Raw genomic sequence first — 17,232 nt, 5'->3', positions numbered from 1 at the left:
CGGAATCGTGTCAACACCTCACATGAAGTCGGCGATGCCGGTCTGGCGGTTCGTGTCGTCCTCGAACACCGACGAGAGCGCCTTCTCCAGCTTCTCCAGCCGCTGGACGGTGTAGTCGCGGCAGCCGAACTCCTCGGCCACCATCAGCGCCGTCTGCATGTACTTGTTCACCGAGCCCTGGTGGACCGTGAGGTTCACCCGCCCGCCGCACTCCCGGCAGTCGCCGGTCAGGGGCATCCGCCGGTACTTCTCGCCGCAGTCCAGACAGCGCGTCTCCTGTCTGGAGAACGCCCGCAGGTTGCCGATGAGGTCCGGCAGGAAGTGGTACTCGATGATGCGCTCGGCCACGTCCGTCTCGTCGACCGCCCGGAGCTTCCGCGAGAGGTGCAGCTGGGCGTCCATCTTGTCCTGCATCGACCCCAGCGTCTTGTACGCCGACAGCGCCGGCCCCATGTGGATATTGGTCGTGTCGTGCGTGTGCGCGAAGTCGGTGTACTCCCGGTCCGTGCCGAGCGTGTCCTCCCCGATCTTCATGATGTCCTCGACCTCCTCGGGGTCCGCCATCTCGCGGGTCGCCTCGTAGAACTCGGTGGGGTACTCCCACATGATGTCCATGTTGTGCGCCTCGTCGTCGATCTCGGAGGGGTCGATGCGGCTGGACATGACCAGGGGCGCGTCCATCTTCCCGCCCCGCTGGTCCGGGAGGAACGCCTTCGAGAAGTTGAGCAGGCCGTCGAGCAGGAGCATGACGCAGTCCTCGTCGCCGTCACACTGACCGGAATGTACCCCGTTCGCCACGAGCCGGTGGGTGTCCGCGACGGTAAGGCAGTACGTGTGTTCGACATCCGAACGCCGAATCTGCACCCGTTCTACCACCTGCACCTCCGGGGAACCGCCGTCGACGGCCAGCGCCGTCTCGACGGATTCACCGCCGGGCGCGTCGACCGCAGAGACCGGAATCTCGTCACCGACCGCCAGTTCACGAGCATCGACGTGCCGTGGGCCGTCGTCCCAGACGACCATCGAATGTTCTGGAGTGACCGTAATCGATCGTCCGCCGTCGGTCTCGATATCGATTAGATGGTCCGTCGAGCGATGCTTCGACACCGCCTCGACCGGCTTCCGGACGAGCGTGCCGTCGTCGGCAAGCGACGGAACCGATACCTCACCGTCGAGTTCCTGCACGGGCGTCCCGAAGTCGTCTTCCTCCGCGGATTCGGGGTCCAACCGCTCCTCCACGAACGAGCGGATCTCGTCGTAGTGCGTCTCCCCCGACTCGTCCTCGAACCATATCTTCGTCTCGGGGTGGAAGCAGTTCCGGCGCTTCGCCGCGTGGAAGTACGGATGCGCGTAGCCGACCGCCGCACTCGTGAACCCCACCACACGCCCCACCGTCGCGGCGGAGGTGTGGGGGGCCATCCCGAAGACGAGCTCGCCGACGAGCTCCTCGCGCTCGTCCATCTCGTAGAACGGTTCGAGGCCGTAGTAGGATTCGAGCAGGTCGTCGACGAAGTCGGCGGTCTTGAGCATGTGCTCGGCCGCGCCGTCGGAGAGGACGATGTCCTGGACCTTCAGCTCGACGAGCTGGTCGTCGTGGCGGAGCTCGTCGCCGTGGACGTCGGTGTGGTAGCCGAGTGACCGGAGCTGGTCGGCGGTCACGTCGAGCTCGGTGGCGCGGACGGCGGTCACGGGGAGGTCGGTCATGTCGTAGCGGACGGTGCCGTCCTTGAACGCGGTGACGCCGTGTTTCGCGCGGAGGACGCCCTTGGCCATGGGTTCGGGCGTCTTGTTCGTCGAGGAGAGCCCCTTGACGCCCTTGAGGATCTCGAAGGAGTTCTCGCGCTCGCCGACCTCGTCCATGGCGTCCCAGTACTGCGCCTTGAGGTCGATCTCGTGGAACTCGACGCTGGTGCCGTCGACCTCGCAGCGGTCGCAGTGGACCCGGCCGGCGTCGTCGGGTTCGAGCTCCTGCTCGCAGTCGCGGCAGAAGTAGTACGGCTCGGTCCGTTCGCCGCAGTCGGGACAGCGCGTCTCGAACGTCTGCTCGCCGCAGCCGGTGCACTCGCGGGTGCCGACCTGGGCCTCGATGCGGCCGGGGGTCGAGCGCATGTCCGGGGCGTGTTTCGCGCCCTCGGCGACGGAGCGCTGGCTGCCGCCGGCCTCGCCGACGGGGAACAGGGTGTGGACCGCCGGCGAGAGGTCGCGGGACTCGGACTTCTCGGGGCGGCCCATCCGGTTGCCGATGCGGGTCGGGGCGCGCTCGCGGACGGTGAACGGGGCGACCTCGTTGACGGCCTCGATGGCGTTGGTGCCGGGCGGCCGGTCGTCGTCGGGCTTCCCGGGGTCGGCGACCTGTCCGGCGTCGACCGTGTCGTCGCTGGTGCCCCAGGTCAGCGCACGGTCTGAGAGGTCGTCCAGACGCCAGGTGCGTTCGAGGTCGTCGTCGATGCCGAGGCTCCGCAGGAACGGGACGTAGTCCCGGAGCAGGAGCTCGTCGTCGGTCTGGTGGTGCGGTTTCAGCAGCGTCTCGACGGTCTCGCGCACCGCGCCCCGGCGCGGGACGTGCAGGACGCCGTCCTCGACGTAGCCGTCGGCGACGGCGTCGGCGAGCTCGTCGAAGGCGGCGACGGGGACGTCGTGCCAGACGTAGGTGTACGCCGGGTGCAGCGGCGCGTCGTACTCGGTGGCCCAGTCGAGCGCCTCCTCGGCGCTGGGGTCGGCGAGGTCGACGTGCGGCGAGTCACGGAGCGCCTGCACGTCCACGCCGGCGTCGGCGAGCTCGCCGCGCCACCACTCGACGGTGTAGGAGGCGGGGGCGAGCGGGTGGTTGTTCTCGACGAACTCCCCGTAGTTGACGAGGTACTCGCCGAGGTCGAGGATGCGCTCGACGCCGTTGCGTATCTCGAGGGCCTCCTCGGGGTCGTCGACCCGGCGCACGTCGCCGTTGGCGAGCCTGACCGTCGGCCCCTCGATGGAGTCGACGGGCACGACGCCGGCAGCCTTCCCGGGTCGCTCGGTCTTGATCTGCGTGCCCGTCGCGAGGAAGTCGTCGACGAGGTGCATCGTGGCGGGGTGGACGCCCGCCGTCGCGAAGCCGTGGTTGCGCGCCCGGCCGTAGCGCAGCCGGAAGCCGCCGGACTCGCAGGGGTGGCTGAAGACGGGACGGCCGGCGATGAGGTCCCGCAGGAACTTCTGGCTCTTCTCGACGCGGGGCGGGCCGGTCGGCCCGTCGTCTGCCTCGGCCTCGCTGTCGCCAGCGTCAGCCTCGCTCGCGTCGTCGCCGTCTGCGTCGTCCTCGGATCCGTCGTCGTCCTCTGCTGCTGCGTCGTCGTAGTACGTGCCGTCGATGAGGTCCTGCAGCCACGGCCAGTCGACCTCGTCGAGGTTCTTCGTGTAGCGCTGGATCTTCGGGGCCTTCAGCGCGATGCCCTCCGCGAGCACCAGGCACATCCCGCCACGGGCGGAATTGGTGTCGACGCGTTCGAGGTCGCGGAAGCCGGAGACCTCCTCGTCGCCGGTCGCCTCGCCGTCGAGCATGATGGGCATGTTCTTCGCGATGAACTTCGTCTCCTTGTCCTTCGGCGAGTACTGGAGGCCGGTCTCCTTGTCGTACAGCGCGACCTCCTCGGCGTAGCGCTCTATCTCGTCGCCGCGGGGCTTGTACTGGTCGATGTCGAGCAGCGCCCGGGCGTAGTCCGCGACGAGCACGGAGAGCGCCTGTGCGGTCCCGCCCGCCGAGCGGATGGGGCCGGCGTAGTAGACGTTGATGAACTCGGTGCCGTCGTCGTTCTCCAGCAGTTCGACGCGGTCGATGCCCTCGATGGGGGCCGCGACGACACCCTCGGTGAGCAGGGCGACGGCGGTCCGGACCGCGCCCTCGACCTTCCCCTCGCGGGACTCGTAGTCGCCGACGCTCCCCTCGACGAAGTCCTCGACGAGCTCCAGGGCCGCCTCCTCGCGGCTCATCTCGCCTTCGAGTTCGCGGACGCGTTCGGCGACGCCCTCGATGCCGAGGATGTTCTCGACGCGGTCGGCCATGTCGCGGGCGGTCGGGATCTCGACCTCCGGCTCGGGGTCGCCCCCGGTCGCCTTCGCACGCTGGGCGAGGTCGAACGCCTCGTCGAGACGCGATTCGATCCGCTCGAAGTAGCGCTCGTCTGCCTCCCGCATCTATAGCCAGAGGTCCAGGTCGGTGGTCTCGTCGTGCTCGCGGACCAGCGGTTCCTCGAACGCACGGACGTACAGCTCCCCGGCCCAGACCGTCGCGGCGTTCAGGTGCCCGGCGAGCGCGCCGCCGCTCGGGCGCGAGAGGACGGCGTGGGTGTGTGCGAACGGCTCGCCGTCGAGGTCTGCGACGTTGCCGACGCAGGCGGCGACCTCGAGCGGTTCGTCGAAGGTGACGGCATCGTACTCGCAGGTCTCCTGATCGTAGAACCACACCTCGGCGTCCTGGACCGCACCGAGGCCGGTGAACCAGGCGGCATCGATGCCCTCGGCGGCGGCCAGCTCCTCGAGCTGTCCCCGCCAGTCGCCGCCGGTCTCCAGCCGACAGCAGAACTCCCGCTCGGTGGCGACCTCCCGGTAGTGCATATCCCCCTGAAGGTGGGTCGACGGCAAAAAGGTAGTGTCATCGGTCACGGGCCGAGCGACGGCTGGTCGGTGCTGCGTCGCGAGAGAAATCGACCGGCGTTATCGCCAGGCCGGGAGGTCAGGTGCGTCCTCCGCTTGCATGGAGAGCCAGGCTCCATCCTCTGTGATGTCTGCGATGACGTACTCCTGGGCGGAGCCTTCACCATCGACAGACGCTACGACGTCGTGCTCGTCCGGGAACGAGCCTGGCTCGGATGCTGCCATATGAGTCACTCTCTCATGGCCACTGATAAACGCGTCGAATCGACATCCCTGTTTACTGACGATGCACGCGGGTGCGTGTGTGGAGAAAACGATTGAAGATCGCGTACACGAGTCCAGATCGAGCACCACACGACCGCTGGCCGACCACCCGTCGGTCGGGCTTGATAGGTAATGCAGCGTTATTCAACACTTCAATGCTCCCCTACCAGCAACATTGCCGTGCTAGCAATTGACATCCACCTCGTGAGGAAACCGTGCGACGTGGTGGAGGTCTTTTAACTGTTAGGGTATGTAAAACAGCCACAGACCATAACGGTAATTTTAACCATATCGTCCCAAAAGGGGTGCGTGGGATGACAGACAATACCAGCATTGACCGCCGTCGCTTCCTGAAGGCGACCGGTGGCACAGCTTCTGCAGTCGCAGTCGCGGGATGTCTCGGAGGTGGCGGTGAAGGAGACGGTACCGACACGCCCGAGGACACCGAAACCGAGCCGATGGAGACCGCGACCGAGCAGACCACCCGAGAGACGGGTGAGGACCGCGAGCTCCTCGACAAGACGTTCCAGCTCATCAACGCGACGATGAGCACGCTCGACCCGGTGGCCGCGACGGACACCGCGTCCGGGAGCGTCATTCAGAACGTCTTCGACGCGCTGATGAACTACCCGAACGGCGAGATCGAGGTCACGAACCTCCTCGCCGCCGACTACGAGGTCTCCGAGGACTTCACGACGTACACCTTCAACATCAAGGAGGACGCGCAGTTCCACAACGGTGACGAGGTCACCGCACAGGACTTCGTCTACTCGTTCGAGCGCCTCGCGGGCTCCTCGAACAGCCGCCGTGCGTACTTCACGACGTCCTACGCGATGGGCATCACGCAGGAGGAGGACAGCGACGGGAACTACGTCTGGGGCTCGCTCGGTGTGGAAGCCGTCGACGACAAGACCTTCGAGCTCAGCCTGGACCAGCCGTTCGCGTCCACGCTCGAGATGCTCGCGTACACCTCGTTCTCCGCCGTGCCGGAAGGCATCGTCGGCGACCACGGGGACTACGATGGCGAGATGGCGTACGAGGACTTCGCACGCAACAACCCCATCGGCGCGGGTCCGTTCGTGTTCGAGAGCTGGGAGACCAACACCTCGTGTGACATCGTCCGCAACGAGGACTACCACGGCCCAGTCCCGCACGTTGCCGGTGTCCACTGGCAGGTCATCACGGACCCCGACGCGGCGTACAACTACGGGCAGAACAAGAACTCCGACCTCGTGTCGATGCCGACCTCGCAGTACGACCCGAGCCTCATCTCCGTCGAGCAAACGGACTCCAAGGGTCGTGAGATCGGTACCTACGGCCCGATGCGGAACGGCGAGACGGCCCAGTACCTCAAGTACTCGACCATCAACTCGTTCTACATCGGTCTGAACGCGAAGAACGTCGAGGCCCCCGCCCGGAAGGCGATGGCCTACGCGATGGACCAGCAGGAGGGTGTCGACGAGGTCTTCAAGGGCCGCGGTGCACCCGCGTACCACCTCACGCCGCCGGGCATCTACCCCGGCCAGGGTCCGGCCTACTACGACCACGCGGAGCAGGCCTACCCGTACGGCTACAACACGACCGACCTCGAGTCCGCACGCCAGGTCATGGAGGACGCTGGCTACGGTCCGAACAACCAGTACGAGGTCACCCTGACCACCTACGAGTCCGACACCTGGCAGGGGCTGGGCACCATCCTCCGCGACAAGCTCGCGAACGCCCACGTCAACCTCCAGCTGGAGGAGGCGCCGTTCTCGACGCTGCTCAACCGCGGCCGCAACGGGAACCTCGCCGCCTACTCGCTCGGGTGGATCATGGACTGGCCCGCACCGGACAACTTCCTCGGGCAGGTCGTGCCGGAGCTCACGAACACCGACCAGGAGGGCGGTGCACAGGGCTTCTACCTGGACTGGGACGACTCCGACACCGACGCGCCGCAGCGCGCGTCCGACGCGTGGGACCGCATCAGCAACAACCCGGCCCCGACCGACGAGGCCCAGCAGATCCGCAACGAGGCCTACATAGAGATGGAGGAGGCCATGTGGGACGACATGATCCTGCTGCCCGCCTACCACCGCGCAGACGAGCGCTTCGCGTACGACTGGGTCGACATGCCGCGCGTGGGCGCCGGTGGCGGCAGCCGCCAGAAGCTCAACAACGTCTACCTGAACGACCGCAGCTAAATCGGGTTTCGGTCCCGTATCGGATTTTTCATTTTTCGGGCGCGTAGCCCCGGGTACGTCCGGAAATACGACCGTTAAGGAACGCAAGACATAACCATGGGTGCGAGATATACTCCCAGTAGAACAATGGTGATGGAAGTGGCTCACCGGAGGGACACGCCATGAGTCGCTGGGGGTACTTCGCCCGCAGACTCCTCCTGGCAGTCCCTGTGGTGCTGTTCGGCGTGACAATCACGTTCATGATCCTTCGACTGGGTCCACTCGACCCGGTTGCGGCCATCCTCGGTCCGAACACTCCACCGTCGCAGTACGACCGGGTGGAGGAACAGCTCGGGCTGAACCGGCCGTTGTGGGAACAGTACATCGAGTTCATGGTCGGACTGCTGACGTTCGACCTCGGGAACTCCTACGTCATCCAGGAGAACACGAAGTCGATGACGCTCATCGTCCAGCACGCCCCGCGGACGCTCTGGCTGGGCTTCTGGTCGGTGCTCATTCCGCTGTTCATCGGCATCCCGCTCGGCTTCTACGCCGGGCTCAACCCGAACACGATGGGCGACTACTTCGCCTCCTTCGGCGGTATCGTCTGGCGGGCGATGCCGAACTTCTGGCTCGGCGTCATCTTCTACTCGGTGCTGAGCCAGTCCGTCACGTACTCAGAGATGCTGACGTTCGGCGTCGTCCAGTTCCAGTGGGACGCCTGGATCGTCACCAACAACATCGGGACTCCACCGCCACTGAACTTCTACGACTCCAACGGCACCGAGCTGTTCACCATCGGCGGGACCACCATCTCCCTCTTCAGCTTCAACTGGGAGGTCTTCGTCCGCGCGGTGAAGATGGTCCTCCCGCCCGCGATCGTCCTCGGCTCCGCATCCATGGGTAACGAGATGCGTCTGGGCCGGACCGCCGTGCTCGAGACGATCAACTCGAAGTACGTCGAGACCGCCCGCGCGAAGGGCCTCTCGCGTCAGAAGATCGTCTGGAAGCACGTGTTCCGCAACGCACTGATTCCGCTGGTCCCGATCATCCTGAACGAGGCGTTCCTGCTGATCGGCGGCTCCGTCATCATGGAACAGATCTTCGCCATCAACGGGATCGGCTACCTGTTCTTCCAGGCCGCCATCCAGGGCGACATGCCGCTGGTCGGCTCACTGATGTACATCTTCATCCTCATCGTCGTCTTCATGAACATATTCCAGGACTTCCTCTACACGATCATCGACCCACGAGTGGGGTACGAATAACATGAGCGAGGTAACCCAGAACAAGACGCTCTTCGGTCGAATCGCGGCGAACCCGACACCAGCACTGGTGTGGCTCGGGGGCGCCCTGTTGCTTCTCGCCGTGGAGTTCGGCGCCTTCGTCGACGCGCTGATACTGTTCGGCGAACAGATCAACCCGCTCGTCGGGGGCAGCAAGGACGTCGGCGGCTGGTACGTCGACACGATGTACGACACGCTCGGATTCGCCGGCGGGACCGTGATGTCCGCACTGGGGGCACTCATCGTGCTCACGGTGTTCTCCGTCTTCGTCAAGGCGGCGTTCATCCCGTTCAACATCGTCGAGACGCTCGGGCTCGAGGACCTGCCGATCTCGACCGACTTCCTCGAGCGGTTCATCGTCGGGGTGTTCCTGGCGGTGCTGTGGCTCATCCTGCTGTACGAGCCGCTCGCGTTCCTGCCCGCACTCCCGCTCATCGGCGAACCGACGCTCGCACAGCTGATCCACGGCTTCGCACAGACGATGGCCGGCATCGCCGACTGGATCGTCGCCAACGTCCCGACGCTGCTCTCGCGGGACCTGATACCGAACCAGGGCTTCAAGCCGCCGGCGAGTGCGGCATCCGAGTACCCCGCAGGCAGTGAAATCCTGGGTGCTCGCATCGCCATCGGTCCGTACCACGGCACGTTCCTCGGACTCTCGCCCGCCATCGCGTGGGCGATCCGCGTGTTCGCGGTCTACCTCTACGCCTTCGTCTGGCTCCTCTGGGCCTGGCAGGGCTACAAGACGTTCCGTCGGCACTACCGTTTCGCCGACTGGACGCCGCGTGACGACATGATCGACCGGCTGCGCACCCACCGCTGGGGCCAGTTCGGCTTCGTGGTCGTGTTCCTGTTCCTCGTGATGGCGATGTTCGCCCCCGCGCTGGGACCGACCACCACCGCACAGAACATCTACAACCCGTACGGTCACGAGTTCCAGTACGTCGAGAACGGCGAGGTGCAGACGTCGACCCACGGGACCGCGAACCTGCAGTCGGCCTCCACCGGGACGCCCGACAACAACGTCGGCGTGATGAGCTACGACGACTACGGCCGGTTCCACCCCATCGGGACACTGTCTGAACGCGCCAACGGCAAGGACTTGTTCACGTTCATGGCCGACGGCGCGCGCGTCTCGCTGTTCATCGGCTTGCTGTCCATCGCACTGGGCGGCTTCATCGCGACCGCGCTCGCGATGGTGACGGCGTACTACAAGGGGCTCGCAGACCTCATCGTCGTCGTCACCAGTGACTCGATCCAGGCACTGCCGGGGCTGTTGATCTACATCCTGCTCTCGGTCGTGTTCTCGAGCCACCCCATCTCGAACATCTACAGTGGTGGGTTCCTGTTGGCACTCATCTTCGCGGCCACCGGCTGGCCGGCGCTGTGGCGTGCCATCCGTGGGCCCGCGTTCCAGGTGTCCGAGGAGGAGTGGATCGACGCAGCCAAGTCCTACGGTCAGCGACCGTCGGCCACGATGCGCAAGCACATGCTCCCCTACGTGGCGGGCTACCTGCTCATCTACGGGTCGCTCACCATCGGGGGGATCATCATCAGCGTCGCCGCACTGTCGTTCCTCGGCCTCGGCGTCGCACCGCCGACGCCCGAGTGGGGCCGTGCGGTCAACATCGGTCGGCCGTACGTCACCACCGTCTCGTGGCACATCGCCACCATCCCGGGCCTGATGGTCGTCTTCGTCGTCACCGGCTTCAACGCGCTCGGTGACGGCATCCGCGACGCCATCGACCCGCAGTCCGAGGGCAGCGGTGCTGGTGAGACCGCCGCCGCAGGGGGTGGTGGGTGATGTCGATGCAGACCCACAAGGAGGAGCCCATCCTCCGCATCAAGAACCTCCAGACCTCCTTCTTCACGGACAAGGAGGTCATCCGCGCGGTCGACGGCGTCAGCTTCGACATCGACCACGGTGAGACGGTCGGTATCGTCGGCGAGTCCGGTTCGGGCAAGTCGGTGACGGCCCGCTCGATCATGGGCCTCGTCGAGAGCCCCGGACGGACGCTCCGCGGGAGCTCCATCCAGTTCCGCGACCCGGAGACGGTCGAGCGATTCGCGAACACGTACACGCGGAAGACCGTCGACATCGGGAAGCTCGAGGAGCAGTCCGACCTCGCCAACGTGGTCCAGGACGCGATGGACCAGCACGGCGCACAGCCACACGAGCTGACCGGCCACGAGAAGTACGCCGACCTGCCGCCGGAGCAGGTGAACGCGCGCCAGATGGTCGCCGACGATGCGGTCGGCTGGGACGACGTCATCGCAGCCGGCTACGCCGACGAGCTCAACCTCGTCGACGCGGACGACTTCATCTTCGTCGAGGAGGGACGCACCTCCGGCGACGGCGTCCGCGTCGACCGCGGCTACGTCGACATCACCCGCGCGAGCGAACGCGAGCTCCGACGGCTGCGCGGCGGGAACATCGCGATGGTGTTCCAGGACCCGCTCTCCTCGCTGAACCCGGTGTACACCGTCGGGAACCAGATCGAGGAGGCGCTGCGGCTCCACCGCGGGCTGCAGGGCCAGGAGGCGACCCAGGAGGCCGTCAACCTGCTCGAAGCAGTCGGTATCCCCGACGCGCGGCGTCGGGTCCGGGAGTACCCCCACCAGTTCTCCGGTGGGATGCGCCAGCGTGCGGTCATCGCGATGGCGCTCGCCTGCGAGCCGGAGCTGCTCATCTGCGACGAGCCGACGACCGCGCTCGACGTGACCATCCAGGCGCAGATCCTGGAGCTGCTCTCCGAGATACAGGAAGATCGCGGTCTCTCCATCATGTTCATCACGCACGACATGGGTGTCATCGCCGACATCTCCGACCGCGTGAACGTCATGTACGCCGGCGAGATCGTCGAGACCGCGGCGGCGGAGTCGCTGTTCGACCGACCGAAGCACCCCTACACGCAGGGGCTGCTCTCCTCGATCCCCGGCCGACAGGAGGGTGAACGGCTGGTCACCATCGAGGGTGACGTGCCGACGCCGAACGAGGAGGCGACGTACTGTCGCTTCGCGCCGCGCTGTCCCGAGGCGTTCGACGAGTGTCAGGCGGTCCACCCCGAACCCGTCTCCGTCGGCCAGAGCGACACCAGTCACACGGCCTCGTGCCTGCTCTACCCCGAGGACGTCCCGCAGGCCGAGGCGCTCGAGATCCACAGATCCAAAGGCGGCAAGGGAGGTGGTCCTGAATGAGCAAGCAAGCGATGTCCGAGTCGCAGTCGACAGTCCAGGCAGAGCCGATGATACAGGTGCGGAACCTGAAGACGTACTACCCCGGTGGCGGACTCATCGCCGACGAGCCGGTCAAGGCCGTCGACGGCGTGAGCTTCGACATCAAGAAGGGCGAGACGCTCGGGCTCGTCGGCGAGTCCGGCTGTGGCAAGTCGACGCTCGGCCGGACGCTCGTCCAGCTCGAGGACGCCACGGCCGGTGCGAGCCGCTTCCAGAAGCCCGACGTCGTCGAGCAGATGGCGAACACCTACGGTCGGCGCACGGTCGACCTCCGCGAGGTGTACGCCGACAACGACGCAGTCGAGCTGGTGACGAAGCTGTTCGCCGACGGCGTCCAGCCCAAGGCGGTCGCACCCGACCGCGGCTGGGAGGACGTCGACCCGGACGAGATCGACGCGGCCGACTTCGTCCAGCAGACCGACCTGGACGTCTCGGACGTCATCGACCAGGGTTTCGGCCCGAAGCTCGGCCTGTTCGACCAGAAGGACTTCGTCTTCATCGAGGAGGGCCGCATCGAGAACGGTGTCTACGACGTCGACCGCGGCTACATCGACGTGACCGCCGCGCCGGCCCGCGCGCTGAAGCGGCTGCGCGGCCGGCAGCTCGGTATCGTCTTCCAGGACCCCGAGTCGAGCCTCAACGACCGGATGACCGTCGGTGAGATCATCCGCGAACCGCTCGACGTCCACGGCTGGGGGACGCCACGGGAGCGCCGCGAACGCGTCCGCGAGCTGCTCGAGACCGTCGGACTGCGCCCGGAGCACTACTACCGCTACCCGCACCAGTTCTCCGGTGGGCAGCGCCAGCGCGTCGGTATCGCCCGCTCGCTCGCGCTCGAGCCGGACTTCCTGGTGCTCGACGAGCCGGTGTCCGCACTCGACGTCTCCGTCCAGGCGAAGATCCTGAACCTGCTGGAGGACCTCCAGAAGGAGTTCGGGCTCACCTACCTGTTCATCGCACACGACCTGAGTGTCGTCCGGCACATCTGTGACCGGGTCGCGGTGATGTACCTCGGCAACCTGATGGAGATCGGGCCGACGGACGGCCTGTTCGAGAACCCCGGGAACCCGTACACGCACTCGCTGCTGTCGGCGATTCCGGAGCCCGACCCGTCCGCGTCGAAGGACCGCATCACCCTGCGCGGGACGCCGCCGAGCCCGCGCGACCCGCCGATCGGCTGTCCGTTCAGCACGCGCTGTCCGGTGAAGATCCGGCCCGACGAGTACGAGCACATCGACGACGACATCTGGCAGCGCGTCGAGGTCTTCCGGGAGGTCATCCGCGAGCGGACCCGTGCGGACCGGTCGCTCACGGACCACGCCCGGGAGCTGCTCGGCCGGTCGACGCGCTTCTCCGACGTGACGGAGATCACGGACGAGCTGTTCGGCGACGTGGACGTCCCGTCGGAGGTCGCAGAGCACATCCGCGAGGCCGCGAGCTTCGTGGAGAAGGGCCACGACAACAAGGCCCGGAAGTACCTGTTCGACCAGTTCGGCAGCATCTGTGACACGGACCGGCCGAAGCACTACGGCGTCAGCGACGACGGCCGGACGAGCTTCTGCCACCGACACGTGGACAGGTACGAAGACCCCGCACCGGAGTTCGAGAAGCTCAAGCAATGAGCGACCGGCCCCCGGAGGTGGTCGGAGCGATCCGACTCGGTCGAAAGACGCTGGACGCCCTCGCCTACGCGGCCCTTCTGACGGCCGTTGTCGCGGGGACGTCGGCGTTCTTCGAGCTCTCGGGGGAGGGGACGCTGTTCCGGACGAAGTACGTGCTGTTCTGGGTCGGGTTCGCGCTGCTGGCGTACGCGTCGTTCCAGCTGCGGCCGGACTCGCCGTCGAAGATGGAGTCGAAGGGCACGTTCGTCACCAGCGGTGACGACAGGCAGAAGAAGGCGTCCGGGTCGGTCGGCGCGCGGTCGTCGACCCGGCTCGAACGCATTGCGGCCTGGCTCCCGCCGATGCGGTGGGTCGAGGTGAACCAGAACGACCGGTTCTCGACGCACGCAAAGCAGTTCCTGGCGGCCGTCCTGATGCTCGGCCTCTCGATCGCGATGGAGTTCGTCTTCGGCATCTCCGCCCCCGGAACAGTCTGACGGTTCAGGTGGTCAGACACGCTTATCCGGCTCCGTTTCGTGTGTTCAGATATGCCAGACGTCCCCGAGAGTGAACATAACGACGAGTACGTCGACCGAATCGCGAACAACGCCGATGTCCTCAAGTCGGCCTGGCAGGGTGCACTGGAGGACATGGAGGCGCTGGCCGACGAGCGCGAGGACGATGGCTGGGAGACGGTGACGATGATGGCGGGCAGCACCGGCACGCAGCACCGCGAGGCGGGCGACGACGACGACGACCGCTTCGGGATGGTGTTCGTCGTGCCGTCGAACCACGGCGAGGAGTTCACCGAGGTCTTCGGGGACAAGGAGTTCCCGGAGTACGAGGTGTACCGCCGCGAGGTCGACGGGAACGTGTTCCTCGTCGTGGAGTACCGCGACCCGGAGACGGAGACGGCGATCTTCGTCGCCGCGCAGTACGAGCTGCGTCACGCCCCCGGCATGGTCCACGACGCCGAGGACGCGGGCGAGTTCTACACCTACGTCCAGAAGCTCGACGGGACCATCCTGGGCGTGTTCAAGCACGATTCCCACGAGAAGTTCGTCCCCTACGCCGAGCGCATCGACGACTGGAAGCCCGAAGTCTGATCCTGTCGCCGTCGGGTTTCGCACCGAAACCGATAACCGAGCACCGGCGCGACTACCGGTATGGATCCACGAGTTCGTGAGCACGCACGTATCGTCGCCGAGCACTCAGCTGACCTCCAGGCCGGTGACAACGTGGTCATCGACGCACACCCCGTCGCCGAGGACCTCGTCACGGCGCTGTTCGAGACGTGCGCCGACGTCGGTGCGAACCCGCTGGCGGTGAGCCAGCGCACCGGGACACGCTTCCGACGGGCGTACCTCCGGAACCACGGCGGGGAGTTCGAGCTACCGAGCCACGAGATGGCGCTGTTCGAGGAGATGGACGTCTACATCGCCATCCGCGGCGGCACGAACGTGACCGAGACGGCCGACGTGGAGCCGGCGACGACACGCGAGTACGAGAAGACGCGCAAGCCGCTGCTCGACGAGCGGCTCTCGAAGCGCTGGGTGCTCACCCAGTATCCGGCGGGCGCGAACGCCCAGCTCGCGGAGATGAGCACCGAGGGCTACGAGAACTTCGTCTGGGACGCCGTCAACAAGGACTGGGACGAGCAGGGCGAGTTCCAGCAGCAGATGGTGGAGATCCTCGACGACGGCGAGGAGGTCCGCATCAAGAGCGGCGAGACGACCGACGTGACGATGTCCATCGCGGGCAACGTCACCATCAACGACACCGGGATGCACAACCTGCCCGGCGGCGAGGTGTTCACCGCGCCGGTGCCAGACAGCGTCGAGGGCGAGGTGCTGTTCGACAAGCCGCTGTACCATCAGGGCCGCGAGGTCACCGGCGTCTTCCTCCGGTTCGAGGACGGCGAGGTCGTCGAGCACAGCGCCGAGAAGAACGAGGAGCTTCTGACGGAGGTGCTCAACGCCGACGAGGGCGCGCGCCGGCTGGGCGAGCTCGGCATCGGCATGAACCGCGACATCGACCGGTTCACGTACAACATGCTGTTCGACGAGAAGATGGGCGACACCGTCCACATGGCCGTCGGACGTGCCTACGAGGCCAACGTCGGCGAGGGCAACGAGCAGAACGAGTCCGCGGTCCACGTCGACATGATCGTCGACATGAGCGAGGACTCGATAATCGAGGTCGACGGTGAAGTGGTGCAGCGGAACGGCACCTTCCGGTTCGAGGAGTAGCGAGGGTCTGAGCGCCAGCGAAGAACCTCGTGCCGGAACGGCGAGCGTAGCGAGCCGTGCGACGGCTTCTGAGCGCTACGGAGTGTCAGGGCGTCTCGCAGTCCGCTTTCTCCCGCACGTCGACGCCGCGCACCTCGAACCGGGCACCCTCGTCCGTGTCGCCGAGTGTGACGGTCCAGCCGTGGTCCTGGGCGACGCGGTCGACGATGGCGAGCCCGAAGCCGGTGCCGTCCTCGTCGGAGCTGACGCCCGTCTCGAAGAGCTCGTCACGGACGGTCTCGGCGATGCCGACCCCGTCGTCGGCGACGGCGAACCCGTCGTCGAGTCGGTCGACGGTGACGACGAGGTCGGCGTCGTCGTCCGGGCGGCCGTGTTCGACAGAGTTGCGAAAACAGTTCTCGAGCAGGGTCCGGAGCCGGCCGGGGTCGGCGGAGACCGTGTGGTCGTCGACGTCGAGGCTGGCAGTCCCGGTGTCGACGACACTCCAGGCTTCGGTAGCGACGTCCCGGAGCGACACGGGCTCCGCGTCGAGCGCGCCGGTCTCCAGCCGGGCGAGGGTCAGCGTGTCGTCGATTATCTCCTGCATCCGCGCGTTCGCCGCGTCGATCTCGTCGAGTTCGGGGTCGTCGTGGCGGTCGCGGAGGAGGTCGACGTAGCCCTGCGAGATGGTGAGCGGGTTGCGGAGATCGTGGCTGACGACGCCCGCGAACTCCTCGAGGCGGTCGTTGGTCTCCTGGAGTGCCGCCTCGCGTTCTCGCTGCTCGGTCACGTCGTGGAGCACGACGAGCGCCCCGGTGAGCTCCTCGCCCGGCGTCCGGATGTGCGAGACCTCGACCTCGACGTGGCGCGACGTGGCCCCCTCGACGACGGTGAAATTCGAGCGACCGCCTTCGGCGAGGTCGAGGTCGACGGACAGGTCGTCGACGTCGCTGCCGACGGGGTCGGCCGACCCGAGGAGCCTCACGGCGGCCGGGTTGGCGTCGACGATGTGCCCGTCAGGAGCCACGACGAGTACGCCGTCCGTCAGCTCCTCGACGAGCGTGGTCCGGGCGACGGGGACGAGGCGGAACAGGTCGTACCGGAACAGCGCGACGAGGACGATGACGTTCGTGATTGTGAACACGAGCGGCGTCAGATCGACGGGCTGGAACGGCGTCACGCCGAGCAGACTCGCGATGCTGACCGCGAAGGGGAGTGACCCGGCGACGAGCAACGCACCGGTCTGTGGCCGGACCTCGCTGCCGGACTCGAGGTAGTGCTGTGCGAGCAGCACGAGCGAGCCGATGTTCACGACGTACGTGTAGAGCACGAACACGACCAGCAGCGGCCCCGGCGTCCCGTCGAGCGTCGAGAGGCTACCGACGCTCTCGACGTGGACGTCCCGGACCAGGAGGCCGCTCCGCACGACCAGGCCGAACAGCGTCAGCCCGGGGATGGCCGCCAGCGGTCCGAACACACGGGGGCTGAACACGTCGACCGAGCGGGTGTACTCGAGGACGAACGCCGGCCACGCGATGGCGAGCACGAGCATGCCGAACCAGGAGACCATCGACAGTGCGGCCATCCCCTCGAACGTCGGCTCCCAGAGCATCAGCGTCACGCCGAGACACCATACGCCCGCGGCAGCTGCGACCAGGAGGAACGACCGCGTCCCGCGTGACGGTGTCCGCCGCCGGAGCCGGACGAGGAGGTACGCGACGATGCTCGCGCTCGCCGCCGCGGAGAGCAACAGCAGCCCCGGAAGAAGCGGGGCAGCATCGACCATGGAGGTGACAGGCCGGCAATCGGTAAGACTCTGTTGGGC

Annotated in this window: 12 protein-coding genes; 8 read left to right on the top strand and 4 right to left on the bottom strand. The window is 66.6% G+C overall.

Features of this window, described 5'->3' with window-relative positions; translation table 11 throughout:
• Positions 1-18 precede the first annotated feature (18 nt).
• The 3 genes from ACSG06_RS00475 to ACSG06_RS00465 form a co-directional block, all read right to left on the bottom strand.
• Positions 19-4,170 carry a DNA-directed DNA polymerase II large subunit gene (locus tag ACSG06_RS00475; protein ID WP_440988296.1) on the bottom strand — a complete coding sequence of 1,384 codons (4,152 nt, stop codon included), beginning with the start codon at positions 4,168-4,170 and terminating at the stop codon, positions 19-21.
• On the bottom strand, positions 4,171-4,590 hold the full coding sequence (locus tag ACSG06_RS00470) for a PPC domain-containing DNA-binding protein (protein ID WP_440988295.1): 420 nt from the start codon (positions 4,588-4,590) through the stop codon (positions 4,171-4,173).
• A gap of 99 nt (positions 4,591-4,689) precedes the next feature.
• Positions 4,690-4,854, bottom strand: coding sequence for a DUF7556 family protein (locus tag ACSG06_RS00465; RefSeq protein WP_440988294.1), 165 nt, complete (start codon positions 4,852-4,854; stop codon positions 4,690-4,692).
• A gap of 353 nt (positions 4,855-5,207) precedes the next feature.
• On the opposite strand from ACSG06_RS00465, the gene ACSG06_RS00460 reads away from it, so the two are divergent.
• The 8 genes from ACSG06_RS00460 to ACSG06_RS00425 all read left to right on the top strand — a co-directional run bounded on the left by ACSG06_RS00460 (position 5,208) and on the right by ACSG06_RS00425 (position 15,428).
• Positions 5,208-7,076, top strand: a complete 1,869-nt coding sequence (locus ACSG06_RS00460; protein WP_440988293.1) for an ABC transporter substrate-binding protein — start codon at positions 5,208-5,210, stop codon at positions 7,074-7,076.
• Positions 7,077-7,237: 161 nt separating this feature from the next.
• Positions 7,238-8,323, top strand: coding sequence for an ABC transporter permease (locus tag ACSG06_RS00455; protein WP_440988292.1), 1,086 nt, complete (start codon positions 7,238-7,240; stop codon positions 8,321-8,323).
• 1 nt (position 8,324) lies between these two features.
• Positions 8,325-10,145 (top strand): ABC transporter permease, encoded by a 1,821-nt coding sequence (locus tag ACSG06_RS00450; RefSeq protein WP_440988291.1) that lies wholly within the window; start codon positions 8,325-8,327, stop codon positions 10,143-10,145.
• The gene (locus ACSG06_RS00445) at positions 10,145-11,539 is read left to right on the top strand and encodes an ABC transporter ATP-binding protein (RefSeq protein WP_440988290.1); all 1,395 of its coding nucleotides are present in this window, start codon (positions 10,145-10,147) and stop codon (positions 11,537-11,539) included. The genes ACSG06_RS00450 and ACSG06_RS00445 overlap by 1 nt, the downstream gene beginning before the upstream one ends.
• Positions 11,536-13,200 carry an ABC transporter ATP-binding protein gene (locus ACSG06_RS00440; RefSeq protein ID WP_440988289.1) on the top strand — a complete coding sequence of 555 codons (1,665 nt, stop codon included), beginning with the start codon at positions 11,536-11,538 and terminating at the stop codon, positions 13,198-13,200. The genes ACSG06_RS00445 and ACSG06_RS00440 overlap by 4 nt, the downstream gene beginning before the upstream one ends.
• Entirely contained in the window at positions 13,197-13,676 is a 480-nt protein-coding gene (locus ACSG06_RS00435) for a DUF7555 family protein (protein WP_440988288.1), read from the top strand. The genes ACSG06_RS00440 and ACSG06_RS00435 overlap by 4 nt, the downstream gene beginning before the upstream one ends.
• 51 nt (positions 13,677-13,727) lie before the next feature.
• On the top strand, positions 13,728-14,285 hold the full coding sequence (locus ACSG06_RS00430; RefSeq protein WP_440988287.1) for a DUF7529 family protein: 558 nt from the start codon (positions 13,728-13,730) through the stop codon (positions 14,283-14,285).
• Positions 14,286-14,345: 60 nt separating this feature from the next.
• Entirely contained in the window at positions 14,346-15,428 is a 1,083-nt protein-coding gene (locus tag ACSG06_RS00425; RefSeq protein WP_440988286.1) for an aminopeptidase, read from the top strand.
• Positions 15,429-15,513: 85 nt separating this feature from the next.
• On the opposite strand, the gene ACSG06_RS00420 is transcribed toward ACSG06_RS00425, so the two are convergent.
• Positions 15,514-17,193, bottom strand: a complete 1,680-nt coding sequence (locus tag ACSG06_RS00420) for a histidine kinase N-terminal 7TM domain-containing protein (protein ID WP_440988285.1) — start codon at positions 17,191-17,193, stop codon at positions 15,514-15,516.
• Between the last annotated feature and the right edge of the window lie 39 nt (positions 17,194-17,232).

Source organism: Haloarchaeobius baliensis (assembly GCF_052060055.1).
GTDB classification, from domain to species: Archaea; Halobacteriota; Halobacteria; order Halobacteriales; family Natrialbaceae; genus Haloarchaeobius; species Haloarchaeobius baliensis.
Note: the sequence above shows the minus strand (reverse complement) of the source record. Positions and strands in the feature narration are given on the sequence as shown.

What these genes read in the sequence shown, in the direction of transcription:
- ACSG06_RS00425 (WP_440988286.1), top strand. Translation starts at nt 14,346, where the DNA reads ATGGATCCACGAGTTCGTGAGCACGCACGTATCGTCGCCGAGCACTCA.
- ACSG06_RS00430 (WP_440988287.1), top strand. Translation starts at nt 13,728, where the DNA reads ATGCCAGACGTCCCCGAGAGTGAACATAACGACGAGTACGTCGACCGA.
- ACSG06_RS00465 (WP_440988294.1), bottom strand. Translation starts at nt 4,854, where the DNA reads ATGGCAGCATCCGAGCCAGGCTCGTTCCCGGACGAGCACGACGTCGTA.
- ACSG06_RS00460 (WP_440988293.1), top strand. Translation starts at nt 5,208, where the DNA reads ATGACAGACAATACCAGCATTGACCGCCGTCGCTTCCTGAAGGCGACC.
- ACSG06_RS00475 (WP_440988296.1), bottom strand. Translation starts at nt 4,170, where the DNA reads ATGCGGGAGGCAGACGAGCGCTACTTCGAGCGGATCGAATCGCGTCTC.
- ACSG06_RS00440 (WP_440988289.1), top strand. Translation starts at nt 11,536, where the DNA reads ATGAGCAAGCAAGCGATGTCCGAGTCGCAGTCGACAGTCCAGGCAGAG.
- ACSG06_RS00455 (WP_440988292.1), top strand. Translation starts at nt 7,238, where the DNA reads ATGAGTCGCTGGGGGTACTTCGCCCGCAGACTCCTCCTGGCAGTCCCT.
- ACSG06_RS00450 (WP_440988291.1), top strand. Translation starts at nt 8,325, where the DNA reads ATGAGCGAGGTAACCCAGAACAAGACGCTCTTCGGTCGAATCGCGGCG.
- ACSG06_RS00420 (WP_440988285.1), bottom strand. Translation starts at nt 17,193, where the DNA reads ATGGTCGATGCTGCCCCGCTTCTTCCGGGGCTGCTGTTGCTCTCCGCG.
- ACSG06_RS00445 (WP_440988290.1), top strand. Translation starts at nt 10,145, where the DNA reads ATGTCGATGCAGACCCACAAGGAGGAGCCCATCCTCCGCATCAAGAAC.
- ACSG06_RS00435 (WP_440988288.1), top strand. Translation starts at nt 13,197, where the DNA reads ATGAGCGACCGGCCCCCGGAGGTGGTCGGAGCGATCCGACTCGGTCGA.
- ACSG06_RS00470 (WP_440988295.1), bottom strand. Translation starts at nt 4,590, where the DNA reads ATGCACTACCGGGAGGTCGCCACCGAGCGGGAGTTCTGCTGTCGGCTG.